This is a genomic window from Geobacter sp. DSM 9736, from assembly GCF_900187405.1.
In the GTDB taxonomy this organism is placed as follows: Bacteria; Desulfobacterota; Desulfuromonadia; order Geobacterales; family Geobacteraceae; genus DSM-9736.
Map to the genome: position 1 here is coordinate 1368991 of NZ_LT896716.1, position 16665 is coordinate 1385655.

15 protein-coding genes are annotated in these 16665 nt (G+C 57.8%); 5 read left to right on the forward strand and 10 right to left on the reverse strand.

Annotated features, from left to right (window positions below; all coding sequences use genetic code 11):
* Positions 1–13: 13 nt before the first annotated feature.
* The 10 genes from CFB04_RS06410 to CFB04_RS06455 form a co-directional block, all read right to left on the reverse strand.
* The gene (locus CFB04_RS06410) at positions 14–337 is read right to left on the reverse strand and encodes a septum formation initiator family protein (RefSeq protein ID WP_088534506.1); all 324 of its coding nucleotides are present in this window, start codon (positions 335–337) and stop codon (positions 14–16) included.
* Positions 338–348: 11 nt separating this feature from the next.
* On the reverse strand, positions 349–1284 hold the full coding sequence (locus tag CFB04_RS06415; RefSeq protein ID WP_088534507.1) for a UDP-glucuronic acid decarboxylase family protein: 936 nt from the start codon (positions 1282–1284) through the stop codon (positions 349–351).
* A gap of 15 nt (positions 1285–1299) precedes the next feature.
* Complete coding sequence (locus CFB04_RS06420) at positions 1300–2646, reverse strand: UDP-glucose/GDP-mannose dehydrogenase family protein (RefSeq protein ID WP_088534508.1); 1347 nt, start codon at positions 2644–2646, stop codon at positions 1300–1302.
* Positions 2647–2734: 88 nt separating this feature from the next.
* The gene (gene rsmA, locus CFB04_RS06425; protein ID WP_088534509.1) at positions 2735–3562 is read right to left on the reverse strand and encodes a 16S rRNA (adenine(1518)-N(6)/adenine(1519)-N(6))-dimethyltransferase RsmA; all 828 of its coding nucleotides are present in this window, start codon (positions 3560–3562) and stop codon (positions 2735–2737) included.
* A gap of 1 nt (position 3563) precedes the next feature.
* On the reverse strand, positions 3564–4598 hold the full coding sequence (tsaD, locus tag CFB04_RS06430) for a tRNA (adenosine(37)-N6)-threonylcarbamoyltransferase complex transferase subunit TsaD (RefSeq protein ID WP_088534510.1): 1035 nt from the start codon (positions 4596–4598) through the stop codon (positions 3564–3566).
* Positions 4599–4668: 70 nt separating this feature from the next.
* The gene (locus CFB04_RS06435; protein ID WP_088534511.1) at positions 4669–5988 is read right to left on the reverse strand and encodes a PhoH family protein; all 1320 of its coding nucleotides are present in this window, start codon (positions 5986–5988) and stop codon (positions 4669–4671) included.
* A 39-nt stretch (positions 5989–6027) separates the two neighbouring features.
* A complete protein-coding gene (locus CFB04_RS06440; protein ID WP_088534512.1) occupies positions 6028–6291 on the reverse strand; it encodes a hypothetical protein in 264 nt (87 codons plus the stop codon).
* On the reverse strand, positions 6288–7442 hold the full coding sequence (locus tag CFB04_RS06445; RefSeq protein WP_088536724.1) for an aminotransferase class V-fold PLP-dependent enzyme: 1155 nt from the start codon (positions 7440–7442) through the stop codon (positions 6288–6290). Before CFB04_RS06445 ends, CFB04_RS06440 begins: the two co-directional genes overlap by 4 nt.
* Positions 7443–7502: 60 nt before the next feature.
* On the reverse strand, positions 7503–8864 hold the full coding sequence (locus CFB04_RS06450; protein ID WP_157698739.1) for a right-handed parallel beta-helix repeat-containing protein: 1362 nt from the start codon (positions 8862–8864) through the stop codon (positions 7503–7505).
* Positions 8824–9900: a sensor domain-containing diguanylate cyclase gene (locus CFB04_RS06455; RefSeq protein ID WP_088536725.1), complete on the reverse strand. Its 1077-nt coding sequence runs from the start codon at positions 9898–9900 to the stop codon at positions 8824–8826. The genes CFB04_RS06450 and CFB04_RS06455 overlap by 41 nt, the downstream gene beginning before the upstream one ends.
* A 281-nt stretch (positions 9901–10181) precedes the next feature.
* Here CFB04_RS06455 and CFB04_RS06460 point away from each other — a divergent pair, with 281 nt between their 5' ends.
* From CFB04_RS06460 to rbr, 5 genes are all read left to right on the forward strand, one after another.
* Positions 10182–12416 carry a vitamin B12-dependent ribonucleotide reductase gene (locus CFB04_RS06460; RefSeq protein WP_088534514.1) on the forward strand — a complete coding sequence of 745 codons (2235 nt, stop codon included), beginning with the start codon at positions 10182–10184 and terminating at the stop codon, positions 12414–12416.
* Positions 12417–12680: 264 nt separating this feature from the next.
* On the forward strand, positions 12681–13145 hold the full coding sequence (locus tag CFB04_RS06465; protein ID WP_088534515.1) for a Fur family transcriptional regulator: 465 nt from the start codon (positions 12681–12683) through the stop codon (positions 13143–13145).
* 128 nt (positions 13146–13273) lie between these two features.
* Positions 13274–14767, forward strand: coding sequence for a catalase (locus tag CFB04_RS06470; RefSeq protein ID WP_088534516.1), 1494 nt, complete (start codon positions 13274–13276; stop codon positions 14765–14767).
* Positions 14768–14877: 110 nt separating this feature from the next.
* Positions 14878–15885 carry a cytochrome-c peroxidase gene (locus CFB04_RS06475; RefSeq protein ID WP_231934465.1) on the forward strand — a complete coding sequence of 336 codons (1008 nt, stop codon included), beginning with the start codon at positions 14878–14880 and terminating at the stop codon, positions 15883–15885.
* Positions 15886–16042: 157 nt separating this feature from the next.
* Positions 16043–16618 (forward strand): rubrerythrin, encoded by a 576-nt coding sequence (rbr, locus tag CFB04_RS06480; protein WP_088534517.1) that lies wholly within the window; start codon positions 16043–16045, stop codon positions 16616–16618.
* Positions 16619–16665: the final 47 nt, after the last annotated feature.

The window sequence follows — 16665 nt, forward strand, 5'->3', positions numbered from 1 at the left end:
CCTGAGCATCTGGTCATTTTTTAGGAGATGTAACAGGCTGCCCTGTGCCGGGGCCAGTGTTTTCAGTCTTGGGGAACTGATACACAATCTCGTTGGGAAGGACCAGCCCGAAGTCGCGCCGCGCGATGCTCTCCAGATAACGCCGGTCGCTCTTCAGAGCCTCGATCTCCCGCTTCAGCCTGTCGTTTTCCACCCTGAGGGTCTCGGCCTGCTTTAGAATAACCTCTTTCTCAGCTTTCAAACGGTGGATATGGAGTATCCCCCGCTCTCCGAAAACAGTGAAAAAGAGAATAAAAAGAATGACAGCAGCGGCGATGAAAAACATGCGCTTGCGCATCGTGCCTCAACCTACTTCCTACCCAAGACCCCGGCGAAGTAATCGATGGTTTGCTTCAGTCCCGTCGCCACATCCACCTTCGGGCTCCAGCCGAGTTTCTCCCCTGCCAGCGAGATGTCGGGGCGGCGCTGCTTCGGATCATCAGCGGGAAGGGGATTGAAAATGATTTTGGATGAGGATCCGGTAAGGCCGATGATCCTCTGCGCGAATTCAAGGATAGTCGTCTCGGTCGGATTTCCCAGGTTCACAGGTCCGATAAAGTCTTCACACTCCATCATGCGGATCATCCCATCTACCAGATCGTCCACGTAACAGAAGGAACGTGTCTGGCTCCCTTCGCCGTAGACTGTCAGGTCCTCTCCCCGCAGTGCCTGGACGATGAAGTTGGAAACAACCCTCCCGTCGTTTTCCGCCATCCTCGGGCCGTAGGTATTGAAGATTCTTATGATCCGGACATCGACACCGTTCTGCCGGTGATAGTCCATCATAAGGGTCTCCGCCACGCGCTTCCCCTCGTCATAGCAGCTGCGTATGCCGATGGGGTTAACGTTCCCCCAGTATTCCTCCGTCTGCGGGTGTACCTGCGGATCTCCATATATTTCGGATGTGGATGCCTGTAGAATGCGGGCCCTGACCCGCTTGGCGAGGCCCAGCATGTTGATGGCACCCATCACGCTCGTCTTGATGGTCTTCACCGGATTGTACTGGTAGTGGATCGGTGATGCGGGACAAGCCAGGTTGTAGATGCGGTCCACTTCCAGCAGTATCGGCTGAGTGATGTCGTGGCGTATCAGTTCGAAACGCTCATTACCCATAAGACGGGCTATGTTACGCTTGTTTCCTGTAAAGAAGTTATCGAGACAGAGAACATCGTGCCCTTCCCCTACGAGTCGCTCGCAGAGATGTGACCCTATAAAGCCGGCACCGCCGGTGACGAGAATACGCATTGAGACCTCGCAGAATTATTTGAACGATTTACCGTTCCGGCCGATGGGGAAGTAGCGGAAGCCGGCTTCGCTCATCCGGTGCGGCTCGTACAGGTTTCTGCCGTCGAAAATCACCGGCTGGTTTAGCAGCGCCTTGATTCTATCGAAATTCGGATTCCGGTATTCGCTCCACTCCGTGATAATGGCAAGGGCGTCGGCACCTTCCAGGATTTCGTACTGGTTCTGGCTGTAGGCGATCCGGTCCCCGAAAATTTTCCGGGCCTCCTTGATAGCTTCCGGATCATGGGCACGAACGATAGCCCCCATCTCCAGCAACCGGTTGATTATGACCACCGATGGGGCCTCTCGCATGTCATCGGTACGCGGTTTGAACGACAGTCCCCACAGGGCAATGGACTTTCCAACCAGAGGTTTGTTTCCCTGCGGATTACCGAGCCATTTTTCAATTTTACCCGGGAGCACCAGCTTCTGACGTTCATTTGCCTCTTCCACCGCCTTGAGCAGGAGGAAGTCGTAATCCGATTCTTCCGACGTCTTCACGAGAGCCTTGACGTCCTTGGGAAAACAGGACCCGCCGTACCCCACCCCGGGAAACAGGAAGTCATAGCCGATACGTGAATCGGAACCGATCCCTTCGCGAACCGCCGCAACATCTGCCCCCATGCGTTCGCAGAGGTTTGCGATCTGATTCATGAAAGTGATCTTTGTGGCAAGCATCGCATTGGCGGCATACTTAGTCATCTCCGCGCTCCGGACATCCATTATGATGAGACGGTTCGTGCGGCGCATGAAGGGGGAGTAAAGCTCTTTCATTATTTCGGCAGTGCGGACATTGTCGGTACCTATTACAACCCGGTCCGGCTTCATGAAATCGTCAATGGCGGCTCCTTCCTTGAGAAACTCCGGATTGGAGACAACATCGAATTCCAGGGAGGTCCGGCGGGCATCGAGCTCCTCCTGGACGGCAGCCCGTACTTTGTCTGCAGTCCCGACAGGCACTGTGGACTTGTCGACTATGATCTTGAAGCACTCCATATGCTTACCGATTGCGCGGGCGACATCAAGGACATACTTCAGGTCTGCAGAACCGTCCTCTCCCGGAGGGGTGCCGACGGCTATGAAATTGAGGAGAGATGCCTTGACTGCCGAAGCGAGATCGGTGGTAAAGGTAAGTCGTCCCTCCTCGCTGTTTCTCAGCACCATCTCTTTGAGCCCGGGCTCGTAGATGGGAATGATGCCGTTTTTCAGGCCTTCTATCTTTTTTTCATCCACATCAACGCAGATTACGTCGTTGCCGCTTTCAGCAAAACAGGTTCCGGCCACGAGCCCGACGTAACCCGTACCAATAACGCATACCTTCATTCAGCCTCCTCATGGCGGGGTTTAGCAACGTTCTTGTATAACATACAAAGTCCTGTTCTTCTACCTTCTTTTCCCTATCCGTAACCTGCTAAGGGTGTGACTGACACGGGGATAAGCGCAGGATCTCCCTGCTCAGCGCCGCGAACTCTTCCAATGAAAGAGTCTCTCCACGCCTCCCGCCGTCGATGCCGCAATTGACAAGCCCGTTCTGCAAGACGGGGTCGGAAGAAAGGCCGGACCCTTTCAGGCAATTCCATAGCGTTTTACGACGCTGCGCGAAGGAGGTCTTTACGAGTCTGCGAAAGAATAGTTCCTCCCCCACGGGAAACCGGGGCGCGCTCAGGGTATCGAAGCGGAGCACGATGGAATCAACTTTCGGGACGGGATGGAAGGCGCCGGGACGCACCAGGAACTCGCGCCGTATGTCGAAGTGCAGCCCGCACAGAATCGTGAGAATTCCGTACTCCTTGCAGTCAGGAGGAGCCAGAAGCCGCTCTCCCACCTCTTTCTGCAGCATAAGGACAAGACGGGAAAAGAGGGAGTGTTGGTCGAGAAACCTGAACAGCACCTGTGAAGAGATGTTGTAGGGGAGGTTCGCCGCCACCTTGCATGGCAGGGCTGCGCCCGCCAGCAGCCGGGGGAGGTCGGCCTTGAGGATGTCCTGCTCCACAATGGTTACGTTGGATGCAACGGCGAATTCCTTTTGCAGCAGCGGGACCAACTGCCGGTCAACCTCCACCGCCACGAGGTGTGCGGCTTTTTGCGCGAGCAGCCTCGTCAATGCCCCCCGCCCCGGCCCGACCTCGAGAACGCTCTCCCCCGGCTCGATGCCTAGGGAATCTACTATGCGGGAAAGAATACCGTGATCGGTAAGGAAGTTCTGACCGAAGCATTTTTTAGGACGGGGAACTGCCATATCAAACGCCCCTGATGTCAAGGCGCTCAGAGATCGCGTCGAGAGGCCACACAGGCAGCGCATCCAGCTCGAACCCGCTCGTGACTCCGTTCACAAGGTAGTAGTCGCCGGCGACCCCCAGCATAGCTGCGTTGTCGGCACAAAGAGATGGGGACGGTATGTGCAGTTCCACTCCCATTCGAGATGAAAGGGAGTTCATTTCGCTCCTAAGCCGACTGTTGCAAGCTACCCCTCCCGCCACCACTAGCCGGCGGAGCCCCGTCGACTCGAGGGCTGCAGCGGTCTTGCAAACAAGAACGTCGCATACTGCCGCCTGAAATGAAGCGCACAGATTTTCCAGCGCAGTTCCCTCACGGTCATCCGGATGTTTCTGGAGCCTGTTCAGCACCGCGGTCTTCAGCCCGCTGAAACTGAAGTTGAACCCGCCGTCGTGCAGGAGTGGACGGGGAAGCGGAACAGCCGCGGGGTCCCCCTTTGCAGCGAGCCGGTCTATCGCCACTCCGCCGGGATAGGGAAGACCAACCAGCTTCGCCACTTTGTCGAAGGCTTCGCCTGCCGCATCGTCGAGGGTTTGACCGAGGGTCCGGTAGCGCCCGATGCCGTCTACCTGATAGAGGTGGGTATGTCCACCGGAAACCGCAAGGGCCAGAAAAGGAAACTCAACCGGCCCTTCCAGAAAGGGAGCCAGAAGATGGCTCTCGATATGGTTTACCCCCACGAGGGGCACCCGGCATGCCCATGCTATGGCTTTGGCCGTGGCGATACCTACCAGGAGAGCGCCGGCAAGCCCAGGCCCCTGGGTGACGGCAACCCCCTCTATATCCGTAAACTCCATCCCCGCCGACTTCAGTGTCTCCTGAACTACGAGGCTGATTGTCTCAAGGTGCTTACGGGACGCAATTTCGGGGACAACGCCGCCATACTCGGCATGAGTGGCTATCTGCGTGGAAACCACCGAGGAAAGAACAGTCCTTCCGTCCCTTACTATCGCGGCGGCGGTCTCGTCACACGAGGTTTCTATGGTGAGAAGAAGCATGATAAAAGAAGAAGGGCGCGCTGTTTGGGCACGCCCCGCCTTTCCAGGATTCGGTGGGTTGATCCTTCGATTACAGCAGATTCGCTGCAAGTTCTGCCAGGGCCGAGCGCTCCCCCTTCGTCATAGTGACGTGGGCAGCGATCGGCTGTTCCTTGAACTTCTCCACGACATAGGTCAACCCGTTGCTCGAAGAATCTACATACGGGTTATCGATCTGGTACGGGTCGCCGGTAAGAACTATCTTGGTCCCCTCGCCGGCGCGGGTGACGATAGTCTTAATTTCATGCGGTGTAAGGTTCTGTGCTTCGTCAACGATCATGTACTGGTTAGGGATCGAACGGCCACGGATGTAGGTCAGCGGTTCGATGTCCATGATGCCCATCGACATCAGCTCCTTGTACCCCTTGCTGTGGCGCTTCTCTCCCTCGTGCCCGGAAAGGAGCAGCTCCACGTTGTCGAAGATCGGCTGCATCCAGGGAGAAAGCTTCTCCTCTATGTCCCCTGGAAGGAAGCCCAGGTCACGCCCCATTGGGAATACGGGACGCGAAACGAGCAGCCTGTGGAAAACGTTCTCTTCCGCGGTCTTATGGAGTCCGGCGGCGATCGCCAGCAGTGTTTTCCCGGTCCCCGCCTTCCCCACCAGCGTTACCAGCTTGATGCTGTCGTCAAGGAGCGCATCGAGAGCGAAAGCCTGCTCACGGTTTCGCGGGTGGATGCTCCAGATACCCTCCTTGGCGATCCGCTTGATGGCGCTGATCCGGCGTTTTTCACCATCGTACTTTCCGATGGCGGTATGGGAGCCGTTAAGCTGGTCCCTCAGGGTTACGAACTGATTCGCCAAGAGGGGCGCGTCGGGGAGTTCCAGCCACCCCTGGCCATGGAAACGGTCAACCAACTCCGGCTCCACCTCCATCTCTACGAAACCCGTATAGAGCTCTTCTATGGCGACCTTATCCGACTCGTAATCCTGAGCCACGAGGCCGATGGCGTCCGCTTTTATGCGAAGATTGGTGTCTTTGGTCACGAAAATAACGGGCTGATTCTCGTTCCTGTCCTTGACGTCCACCGCCACCGCGAGAATGCGGTTGTCACCCCGCTCTTCGCGCAGTTCGGGTGGAAGTCGTTTCATAACCCTGTCTTCGTAAATCTCTACTCGAAGATTTCCGCCGCTCTTTATCCTGATCCCGGATGAGAGAGAGCCTTCCTTGCGCAGGTTGTCGAGCAGACGTGAAATCTGGCGGGCATTCCTGCCGGTCTCGTTCATATCCTTCTTGAACCGGTCTATCTCCTCGATGACGGTTATCGGGATGACTATGTCATTTTCCTCAAACTTGAAAATAGCCTGGGGGTCGTACAGCAGGACGTTGGTATCGAGCACGAAACTTTTCATGTATGCCTTTCTGTCGGTGGATTTGAGCGTGAGCTGAAGCTATCGCGGTACAACCTTCATCTGCAAACCGCCCGAAGTCGCCATGAGCCTGAGGTAGTAATGGTTTTCCTTCTTGTCCTGAACCTCGAGGACAACTTCTCCCTCCCTGTTGAGAGCCGCCACGACACTTTCCGGCGATTCCTTGATGATAAAGAGCTGATAGATCCGGGTCTTGTACAGCTCCTCCTTGAGCACCGGCCGCTCCGGGGGCAGCGAGCAAGCGGTTAGCACCGCAGCAAGGGCAAAAACAATCATCTTCCTCATCGACCCCTCCCGGCGCCGGATACAATGGAGCGCACCCCGCGCGACAATAGTGCGATGTCTTCTTCTGTATTGAAATATCCGGGGCTTACCCGCACCGTTCCCTCGGGGAACGTGCCAATGGTCCTGTGGGCACAGGGAGCGCAGTGAAGGCCGACCCTGACGCAGATTTCCTGCTCCCCCAAAAGAAAACCAAGCTGCGCCGGATCAATTCCGGAAGCGGTGAAAGAAACGACGCCGGCCCGCATGGTCTTCTCCCGAAGGCCGTGAATGGTGACACCGGGAATGGATAGAAGTTCCGCAACGAGAAGTTCGGTCAGCTCCGATTCGCGTGCAGCAATGGATGCCATTCCCGTATCGCGGATGAAATCGATTCCCGCCTTTAGCCCGGCAATGCCCGGTGTGTTAAGAGTACCGCTTTCAAGTCGTTCCGGAACAGCCACAGGTTGTTCCATCGACGAGGAACTGCCGCCGGTGCCGCCGAAGAGTAGCGGTTCCGGCTCCACTTTTCCACCCAACAGGAGGAGACCGGTACCTTGGGGACCCAGGAGTCCTTTATGGCCCGGAGCGGCAAGAAGATCGATCTTCATCAAATTGACGTCGATGGGCAGGTGACCCGCACTCTGCGCTGCATCCACAAGAAAGAGAGCCCCGGCATCATGCGCAATAGCGCCCACATCGGCCACGGGCTGTATCGTTCCCGTCACGTTTGAGCAATGGGTCATGGCGACGAGACGGGTGTTCGGGCGCATCGCCTCCGCCATGCGCTCCGGAGAAACCCGTCCTTCCCGGTCCGCCTCGACCCAGGTTACTTCAACCCCCCGGCGTGAGGCTGAATGGAGCGGCCGCGCCAGAGAATTGTGCTCCATGGTCGTCGTGACCACATGGTCCCCCTCTTTAAGGACCCCCTGCACGGCGATATTGAGTGCTTCAGTGGCGCTATGTGTAAAGACGACGCGGGATGAATCTGCAAGGCCGAAGAAGGAACTCACTGCCTCCCTCGCTTCGAATACCAGCCGAGTCGCCTCTATCGCTTTTCCGTACCCCCCACGCCCAGGACCGACCCCTATCCGGCGCATCGCATCTTCCACCGCCCGATATACGGACTCCGGTTTCGGAAAAGAAGTGGCTGCATTATCGAGATAAACCGACATGAACGAAACGGTAGCATGATGCCGCTGAATAGGCAACGGCTTTCGAGGTTAAACCGGCTCCTACCGCACGGCCGGCGAGGGTTGCACAGGCGGAACTGCCGCCGGACGCTCCCTGAGCGGCGGTAATACACGCACGCTTCCACCGAAGATGCGGGAAAGTATATCGGTATCCGGGATCCCTCCCCACCAGTTGCCGATGGCAGTGAACTCTTCGGTTCCTGAGTTCTGGATATCGTAACCCGTATTGCCGGAGAAGACGTTGCCCCAGGCCATGCTTCTCCCCCCTTCGACCCTCAGACCGACCTTGCCGTTCCCCGAAATGTCGTTGGAAGATATCTTGAGGCGCGATGACGCAACCTCCAGGCCGAAGGCCCGGTTGTTCAGGATGCGGTTCGCGATGACGCTCCCCTCGCAGCCGTTGAACTTCAGGCCGTTGCCGTTGACGGAAAAGCTGCTGCCGCGGACTCGCACCCGGCTTTTCTCCGCCGACAGCGCCGTCTGCTCGTTTCCGAAGAGAGTCGCACCCTCCATGGCGAGTGATGATGCCACTGCAATAATTGCATTTCCGTTGGCTGAAAAATTGGCTTCGCGAATATCCGCCTCGCTGTCGGAAAGCCTGACTCCTGCGACACAGTCGCGGGCACCGCCGCCGGTGATAGTAACGAGCGAGTCGTGGAATGAAGCGCCGGTACGGCAGGTGGCAAAATCGACATTTCTGATGACGATGCGGGAGAAGGATGCTTCGAGACCGATCTCCGCCCCCTGGATTCGACAATGCTCTAACAGGTTGTTCTTCTCGGTGGCGAGCAGGACTATCCCCTGCCAGTCTCCGGCCAAAAACGGCGTGAAATCTCCGGAGATAACGACCGGACGGTCGGCTGTACCGATGGCCGAAATACGTCCCTGCACCAAGAGAGCGCTTTTCTGCCCCTCGCCTGCGCTGCGGAACCGGATGTACGTGCCAGGTTCTATAGTCAACGTAGCCTGAGGCGCGACAGTCGCATCCCCTTCAACGAGAATCTCGCCACGCCACGTCACATCCTCGGTAAGAACGACATTCCTCAGCACGACAGCGCCTCCTGCAGCAACCCGGTCCCGGATCTGCGGAGAAACAGCCTCGGAAGTGGTTTCGGAAGGAGCAGGGGGTGATGAGGGAACACCTGCAGGTGGTAGAAGTACTGGCACCGGCTTCGGGGAATCAACTTCAGGGGAGACGGCGGGTGGCGGAGTCACCGGGGAAGCGGCAGAATTCTGCGCTGCAGGCCGGAGAGCCTGCTGCACCGGTGGAACTAAACCCGGGGCACTCTCTTTGGAAGGGCTTGTTGCGCAACCTGGAGCCATCAGGGAGACAAGCAGAAGAATGAGCGAGCAGCAGCCGGTTCTATTCATGCGAATTATCGGGATAGGAATCTTGTTCTCCATCGCTCCTGAAGTAATAAACACGGTTCTTCCCCAGCTCCTTGGCACGATAGAGAAGAGAGTCCGCAGCATTGAAGAGATCTTCACGCTCGATGCCGTTGGAAGGATAGCAGGCGACGCCGACACTTACAGAAACGCCGATCTTCCCCTGCCCGCCGAAAATAGCGGCAGTCTCTGCGCAAATCGTCGCCCGGAGGCGCTCCGCCACCTGCAGCGCACTGTCCAGACCCGATTCGGGAAGAAGGACAACGAACTCCTCACCACCATAGCGAAAAGCATAGTCGACCCGGCGCAAAATCCTGGAGATGGTCTCCCCCACAGCCACCAGCACCTGATCGCCACTGAAGTGTCCGTAGGTATCGTTGTATTTTTTGAAGTCATCCACATCCAGGATGATAAGCGCAAGCGGTTTCTCGTAACGCTTGGCCCGGTCCACCTCCTGCTTGAAAACCTGCTGGAAGTAGCGGTGATTGTGCAGGCCGGTCAAAGCGTCCGTAATGGCCATCAGTCTTGTACGATTGTGGAGCTTCGCGTTGTCGATGGCCATTGCTGCAAAAGAGGCGAGTACAGTCAGGAGCTTAAGCTTGTCCCGCTCGAACTTCCGCGGAACGAAATCATCCAGATAGAGCACGCCCACGACCTGCTCGTTCACGCAGAGCGGCACACAGACAAGTGCCCGTATCCCCTCTTCTGCCATAAGCGGATTGCTGAACGCCGTCTCCCCGGTATCCTCAATGTAAACAATCTCCCGGGATGCGAGCACCTGTTCCGTGAGCCCCCCCGGCTTTACCTCCCAGCGCTCGTGCCGGACGAAGTCTGCGGTGAGCCCCGCATGGGAATAGAGGTTAAGTTCCTGCCGCCTGTCGTCATAGAGGGCAATGCTGCCGGCGGGCGCAGCGGCGAAGTTCATGGCACTCGAAAGTATCGACTGCAACAGGGTATCCAGGTCGAGCGTTGAAACCACAGTCCGCGCCACCTCGATGAACTCTTCGAGAGCTCGAACCTGATTTTCCAGTACATTTTTTTCGTTCTGTTCCATACGCCGCCGAGACGACAGATTCGCGAGCCGGACGGTTGCCGGTCCGCATCTGTCGAAAATACCGGTTCTCTTCAAAGGCGCTACTTTTAGCATAAACGGGTCACTTTGTAAATTGTGGATGCACCGTTGACAGGTGCTAGCACCGATGAAGCCGTGAACTTTCAGCCCCTTACGCAAACGTTATTTATTTAGCTTGACACCCCATACATGTTGTGGTTTATTTCCGCCTGCGCCACAAAATGTGGTAGTTCATGAGTAATTTCAATTAAGAAGGAGAGTGTATGGAACAGGCTAAGGGAAAGGGTGCCATCCCAGGATTATCGAAAAATGCAGTGACGGTCCTCGAAAAGCGTTACCTGAAAAGGGACACCAGCGGCAAAGCTCTGGAGACACCAGCCGACATGTTCCGCCGGGTTGCCAAGACCATCGCCTCTGCCGATAAAACTTTCGATTCCAAAGCCGACACCGCCTCCCTTGCCGATGCCTTTTACCGGATAATGACCACGTTTGAGTTCCTCCCGAACTCGCCGACCCTCATGAACGCCGGACGCGAGCTAGGGCAGCTATCGGCGTGCTTCGTCCTGCCTGTGGGCGATTCCATGGAGGAGATCTTCGAGTCAGTCAAGCACACCGCCCTCATCCACAAGTCCGGAGGGGGAACCGGCTTCTCCTTCTCTCGGCTTCGACCCGCCAACGACGTCGTCATGTCCACCACCGGCATCTCCAGCGGCCCCCTCTCCTTCATGCGGGTCTTCGATGTCGCCACGGAAACGATAAAGCAGGGGGGCACCCGGCGGGGCGCGAACATGGGAATCCTGCGGGTCGACCACCCGGACATCATGAACTTCATCATGTGCAAGGCCGACCAGCGCCACCTCAACAATTTCAACATATCCGTCGGCCTCACAGAGGCCTTCATGAAAGCTGTCGAAGCCGACCGGGACTACGACCTCATCAATCCCCGCAGCGGTGAAAATGCAGGGACCCTCAACGCCCGAAAGGTCTTCAGCCGCATTGTCGACCAGGCGTGGGAGAACGGGGAGCCGGGGATCATCTTCCTTGACCGCCTGAACCGCGACAACCCGACCCCGGCCCTCGGCGAGATAGAATCCACAAACCCGTGCGGCGAGCAGCCGCTCCTACCCTACGAGTCCTGCAACCTGGGGTCGATAAACCTCGGGAAAATGGTGAAGAACGGCCAAATCGACTGGGACCACCTCAGGGAAGTCGTGAAGCTCTCGGTGCACTTCCTCGACAACGTCATCGAGGTTAATAACTATCCCCTCGAACAGATCGACAAGATGACCCGCGGCAACCGCAAAATCGGCCTCGGCGTCATGGGATGGGCAGATATGCTGATTCTCCTCGGCATTCCGTACAACTCGGCAGAAGCGGTCAATCTGGGCGCTAAGATTATGAAGTTCATCAACGACGAGGGGCACGCGGCGTCACGCGAGCTTGCCAAGGTGCGAGGTCCCTTCCCCAATTTCAAGGGCTCCATCTACGACAAGCCGGGTCATGCCCCGATCCGCAACGCGACCGTCACCACCATCGCCCCCACCGGCACAATCTCCATCATCGCCAACGCCTCATCCGGCGTCGAGCCGCTCTTCGCCGTCTCCTTCGTCCGGCAGGTCATGGACAACAATATCCTCGTCGAGGTGAACCCGATCTTTGAGAAGATAGCCAAAGAACGCGGCTTCTACAGCGAAGAGCTTATGCAGCGAATCGCCGAGCATGGCACGGTCCACGACATCGAGGAAGTGCCGGAAGAAATCCGCAACATATTCGTCACCGCCCACGATATCACTCCGGAAGAGCACATCGAAATGCAGGCGGCCTTCCAGCGCTATACCGACAACGCCGTTAGCAAGACGGTCAACTTCCCCAACACGGCCACAGTTGACGAGGTCGAGAAGGTCTACCGCCTCGCCTACCAGCTCGACTGCAAGGGTGTCACCATCTACCGCGACGGCTCCCGTGACGAGCAGGTCCTCTCCACCGGCAAGAAGGAGGAGAAGCCATCCCTCCCCTCGCCGGAGGAGAAGCACGCCATCAAGCGAGACCGTCCCAAGGCCCTCAAGGGGTGGACGTACCAGATGCAGACCGGCTGCGGCCCTCTCTACGTCACCATCAACGAAGACCAGACCGGTCTCTTCGAACTCTTCACGACCATGGGAAAAGCCGGCGGCTGCGCCGCCTCCCAGTGCGAGGCCATCGGCCGCATGGTGTCGCTCGCCTGGCGAAGCGGCATCCAGGCCCGTCAGGTAATCAAGCAGCTCCTCGGCATCTCCTGCCACGCCCCCTCCGGCTTCGGCGAGAACAAGGTCCTCTCCTGCGCCGACGCAGTTGCCAAGGCGATCCAGTCGCACCTCATGGCCAGCGGCAATGCCTCCGGCCTCGATTTAGGGAACCACGGCGTAGACCGCGGCGCCTGCCCGGAATGCGGGGGAGTCGTCGAGCACGAAGGAGGGTGCGCGGTGTGTCGGGTGTGTGGGTATAGTGAGTGTGCGTAAGATTGTGATGAGATGAAATGACAAAGCCCGCTGCGAAGCGGGCTTTTTTGTGTCAAGATGCTCGCCCCCCCTACTTCTGCGGATCAAGGTTAAAATGATACACAACTTTCTCGATCCTTTAGCTAAACCAGATCTCCTACCTTCCGCTCCTCCCGCCGCCCGCCCGGGCATTTGAAAAAAATAATATCCTAAAGCAATTGACCACTTCTTCTTCCCGGGTATTTTTTCTTACATAGGAAAAATTACGGGTAAGGAACATCTGCAATGCAGAAAAACCACGAATGGCTGCAGGGAGAAATTTCAAGGTTCGAAAACGCCTGCCGAGAAGCCGGTCTGAGGCTTACCCACCAACGGCTGGAAATCTACCGGGAGCTGGCTTCGGCATCGGACCATCCGTCAGCCGAAACCCTCCATCAGAGACTGCGCCAACGCATGCCGATGCTTTCCCTCGACACAGTCTACAGGACACTGTCGACCCTTGCGCAGTACGGGCTCATCCACAAGGTCGACACGGCGGAAAGCCAGTCCCGGTTCGACGCCGCACCTGTCAAGCACCACCATCTCATCTGCAGCAGATGCAAGGAAATCGTCGATTTCGGATGGCGAGAGATCGATGAAGCCCCCCTCCCCGAAGAAATACATTCCTGGGGGTGCATCGGCAGCAAGAGCATTGTCGCCTACGGTGTATGCAGGAAATGCCTCGAAAACGAAGTACCCCCATCACCATGAAGACAGATTTTCAGATCAAGACCAATTCCTATCCGAGCTCCGGAAAACCGGAAGAGAGTGAAATCCGTCAAGACAGGAATAAGACCGCATCTATCGCAGTACAGTAAGTCAATCGAAAGGAGAAGATAATGGCAGACAAGAAGCTGACGACGAGAGCAGGAGCCCCGGTTGTGGACAACCAGAACGTAATTACCGCCGGCCGGCGAGGGCCGATGCTTCTTCAGGATGTCTGGTTCCTGGAGAAACTCGCCCACTTCGACCGTGAGGTGATCCCCGAGCGCCGGATGCACGCCAAGGGCTCCGGCGCCTACGGCACCTTTACCGTGACCCACGACATCACCCGCTATACGAAAGCGAAGATTTTCTCCCAGGTAGGAAAGCAAACCGACCTCTTCCTCCGCTTTTCCACGGTAGCGGGAGAACGGGGCGCCGCCGACGCGGAAAGGGATATCCGGGGCTTCGCCGTCAAGTTCTACACCGAAGAGGGGAACTGGGACCTGGTGGGGAACAACACCCCCGTATTTTTCCTGCGCGATCCGCTGAAGTTCCCCGACCTGAACCATGCGGTCAAGCGCGACCCACGCACCAACATGCGCAGCGCCCGCAACAACTGGGACTTCTGGACCTCGCTCCCCGAGGCGCTGCACCAGGTCACCATCGTCATGAGCGACCGGGGGATACCCGCCACGTACCGCCACATGCACGGCTTCGGCAGCCATACCTTCAGCTTCATCAATGCGAACAACGAACGCTACTGGGTGAAGTTCCACCTCCGCACCCAGCAGGGGATCAAAAACCTGTCCGACGAGGAGTCGGAAGGCCTCATCGGAAAGGACCGGGAAAGCCACCAGCGCGACCTGTTCGAGAGCATCGAAAAGGGGGACTTCCCCCGGTGGACCATGTTCGTCCAGATCATGCCGGAAAAGGACGCGGCGACCTGCCCCTACAACCCCTTCGATCTCACCAAGGTCTGGTTCCACAAGGACTACCCCCTCATCGAGGTGGGCGTTCTCGAGTTGAACCGCAACCCCGAGAACTACTTCGCCGAGGTGGAGCAGTCGGCATTCAACCCCGGGAACGTGGTTCCCGGCATCGGATTCTCCCCCGATAAGATGCTCCAGGGAAGGCTCTTCTCCTACGGCGATGCCCAGCGCTACCGCCTCGGAGTGAACCACCACCAGATCCCGGTCAATGCCCCCCGCTGCCCGTACCACAGCTACCATCGGGACGGCGCCATGCGCATTGACGGCAATTACGGCGGCACCCTCGGATACGAGCCGAACAGCTATGGTGAGTGGCAGGAGCAGCGCGATTTTTCGGAGCCACCGCTCTCGCTTGAAGGAGCCGCCGACCACTGGAACCACCGGGAGGACGACGACTACTACACCCAGCCAGGCCTGCTTTTCCGCCTTATGGGGCCGGAGAAGCAGCAGATCCTCTTCGCCAACACGGCCCGCGCCCTCGGAGGGGCTCCGCGTGAGGTCCAGATCCGCCACATAGGCAACTGCCTCAAGGCCGATCCGGCTTACGGCAAAGGAGTCGCCGACGCCCTCGGAATCCCGATGGGGGAAGTTGAAGCAGCGACTGGAGTGCAAAACCTAGCTCCGGCTCCCGTGTCCTGATGCTCAAGAACCTCTCCCATACTGATGGGAGCAGAAATTTCACTTAACGGAGGGCTATGATGAAACTCGGGAAAAAAATGGTCGGTTATACGACAGCTGCCTCACTGTGTATGTGCGCTATGACGGCAACGGCATGGGGGAAGGAAGACACCATGAAACGGGCACAGGCGCTTTTTCAGCCGGTGCCGGCAAAACCGCCCGCACTCAAGGGGAACCCGGCGACTCCGGCCAAAGTGGAACTGGGCAAAATGCTCTACTTCGACCCGCGCCTCTCGTCGTCCCAGCTCATCAGCTGCAATACCTGCCACAACGTCGGGCTCGCAGGGATCGATCTTCAGGAAACCTCCATCGGCCACGGGTGGCAGAAGGGCCCGCGCAACGCACCGACCGTGCTCAACGCGGTGTTCAACATCGCCCAGTTCTGGGACGGAAGAGCCGAGGATCTGAAAGCCCAGGCAAAGGGTCCGGTCCAGGCTTCGGTGGAGATGAACAACACTCCTGAGCACGCCGTCCAGACGCTCGAGAGCATCCCGGGGTATGTGGAGCTTTTCAGGAAGGCGTTCCCGAAACAGCAGAACCCGGTGACCTTCGACAACATGGCCAAGGCCATCGAGGTCTTCGAGGCGACCCTTCTCACCCCCGACTCCCCGTTCGATCTCTACCTCAAGGGGAAGAAGAAGGCATTGAGCACGAAGCAGGAGAAGGGTCTCGCCCTCTTCATGGATAAAGGGTGCGTCGCATGTCACAGCGGACTTAACGTCGGGGGGAGCGGCTACTTCCCGTTCGGCGTGGTCGAAGCCCCTTCGGCGGAAATACGTCCCGCTGCTGACACCGGGCGGTTCAAAGTCACCAACACCTCCAAAGACAACTACGTGTTCCGTTCACCTTCGCTGCGCAACGTGGCCCTGACCGCCCCGTACTTCCATTCCGGAAAAGTCTGGAGCCTCAAAGAGGCAGTGACCGTGATGGGGACTTCGCAGCTCGGTGTCAAGATCAACGAGGCCGAAGCCGATGACATCACCGCGTTCCTCGTAACCCTGAACGGAAAGCAGCCGAAAGTCGAGCACCCCATCCTGCCGCCGGGGAGCGGGTCGACACCGCAGCCGATCACGAAGTGATAGTCGGGTGAACCCCGACCGATACTGCGGCGGGGTTCCCATTCCTCGAATGTATACCGCTGACCGGCAGCAGGGCGTTGTGAACGGGAGAATTTTCATGTAATGTCGCCGCACGCGTAAAGTCCACATTATAAATGCAGATGGAGGAGAGAGCTCGATGGGTAGTCTAAAGGGAACAAAAACAGAACAGAACCTCTTGAAGTCATTCGCCGGCGAGAGCCAGGCACGGAACCGTTACACCTACTTCGCGGGGGTGGCTCGGAAAGAAGGATACGTGCAGATTGCCGAAATCTTCGAGGAAACCGCCAACCAGGAAAAAGAGCACGCCAAGCGCTTCTTCAAGTTCCTGGAGGGGGGAGACGCGGAAATTACCGCATGTTTCCCCGCCGGCAAAATCGGCACCACCGCCGAAAACCTCCTGGCCGCAGCCATGGGGGAATTTGAAGAGCACAGCGACCTCTACCCCGCATTCGCTCAGGTGGCGGACGAGGAAGGCTTCCCCGTCATCGCCGCCGCATGGAGGGCGATCTCGGTTGCGGAAAAACAGCATGAGAAGCGGTACCGCGACCTTCTCGCCAACATTGAAAACCGGCGTGTCTTCAGCCGTGACGAAGAAGTGACGTGGCGCTGCCGCAACTGCGGGTACGTGCTCGATGCAAACAGCGCCCCCGAGAAATGCCCGGCCTGCGTGCATCCTCAGGCGCACTTCGAGCTGCTCGGAGAGAACTGGTAACGGTTCAGCACGACACACAAAAGGGGCAGCCCGCGGCGGGCTGCCCC

Coding starts and splice junctions, on each gene's coding strand:
- CFB04_RS06410 (WP_088534506.1), bottom strand. CDS start 337: ATGCGCAAGCGCATGTTTTTCATCGCCGCTGCTGTCATTCTTTTTATT.
- CFB04_RS06415 (WP_088534507.1), bottom strand. CDS start 1,284: ATGCGTATTCTCGTCACCGGCGGTGCCGGCTTTATAGGGTCACATCTC.
- CFB04_RS06420 (WP_088534508.1), bottom strand. CDS start 2,646: ATGAAGGTATGCGTTATTGGTACGGGTTACGTCGGGCTCGTGGCCGGA.
- rsmA (WP_088534509.1), bottom strand. CDS start 3,562: ATGGCAGTTCCCCGTCCTAAAAAATGCTTCGGTCAGAACTTCCTTACC.
- tsaD (WP_088534510.1), bottom strand. CDS start 4,598: ATGCTTCTTCTCACCATAGAAACCTCGTGTGACGAGACCGCCGCCGCG.
- CFB04_RS06435 (WP_088534511.1), bottom strand. CDS start 5,988: ATGAAAAGTTTCGTGCTCGATACCAACGTCCTGCTGTACGACCCCCAG.
- CFB04_RS06440 (WP_088534512.1), bottom strand. CDS start 6,291: ATGAGGAAGATGATTGTTTTTGCCCTTGCTGCGGTGCTAACCGCTTGC.
- CFB04_RS06445 (WP_088536724.1), bottom strand. CDS start 7,442: ATGTCGGTTTATCTCGATAATGCAGCCACTTCTTTTCCGAAACCGGAG.
- CFB04_RS06450 (WP_157698739.1), bottom strand. CDS start 8,864: ATGGAGAACAAGATTCCTATCCCGATAATTCGCATGAATAGAACCGGC.
- CFB04_RS06455 (WP_088536725.1), bottom strand. CDS start 9,900: ATGGAACAGAACGAAAAAAATGTACTGGAAAATCAGGTTCGAGCTCTC.
- CFB04_RS06460 (WP_088534514.1), top strand. CDS start 10,182: ATGGAACAGGCTAAGGGAAAGGGTGCCATCCCAGGATTATCGAAAAAT.
- CFB04_RS06465 (WP_088534515.1), top strand. CDS start 12,681: ATGCAGAAAAACCACGAATGGCTGCAGGGAGAAATTTCAAGGTTCGAA.
- CFB04_RS06470 (WP_088534516.1), top strand. CDS start 13,274: ATGGCAGACAAGAAGCTGACGACGAGAGCAGGAGCCCCGGTTGTGGAC.
- CFB04_RS06475 (WP_231934465.1), top strand. CDS start 14,878: ATGTGCGCTATGACGGCAACGGCATGGGGGAAGGAAGACACCATGAAA.
- rbr (WP_088534517.1), top strand. CDS start 16,043: ATGGGTAGTCTAAAGGGAACAAAAACAGAACAGAACCTCTTGAAGTCA.